Consider the following 519-nt stretch of genomic DNA (forward strand, 5'->3'; position numbering starts at 1 on the left):
ATCCGTGGCCCCCTGGACCTGCGGTTCGTCAGCGGGCAACTCGCCCACGATCGCAGCCACGTCGTCCTCCACGGGCGGAGCTGCATCGATGTCGTTGAGCTGACCGGAGATGAACTCCTTGAGCTTCACCCGGTAGGTCTGTTCGAAGCCGCGCAGATGATCGACCTTCTCCTGCAAGGCACCGCGCTCGGATTCCAGGCTGGTCAGGACTTCATCCTTCGAGCGCTGGGCCTCGGAGAGCAGACGGTCGTACTCGGACTGGCCGTCGGCCGTGAGGCGGTCATGTTCTGCCTGGCCCTTGGCCACGTACTCGTCGTGCAACCGCTGAGCCATGACCAGGACACCCGCCGCGCTCTGCGCGTCGCCGGCACCTGGAGCTGTAGCCCGGTCCACGGGCTCGCCTGCCGCACCGGCTGCGTCCTCGGCCACGATCGGCTGAGCGACCTCCTCCTCGGTCTCCACGGCGGGGGCGGGCTCCTCCGGGGTGGGTTGGGCGGGCGGGTCGGTGGGCACGGGCCC

The 519-nt window shown here is 69.2% G+C and carries 1 pseudogene; it reads right to left on the reverse strand.

From position 1 onward, the window contains the following. Positions 1-519, reverse strand: a pseudogene (locus GTW58_RS14015) (DivIVA domain-containing protein); the annotation flags it as partial.

The sequence above is a fragment of the Kocuria subflava genome (genome assembly GCF_012163155.1).
Classification (GTDB): domain Bacteria; phylum Actinomycetota; class Actinomycetes; order Actinomycetales; family Micrococcaceae; genus Kocuria; species Kocuria subflava.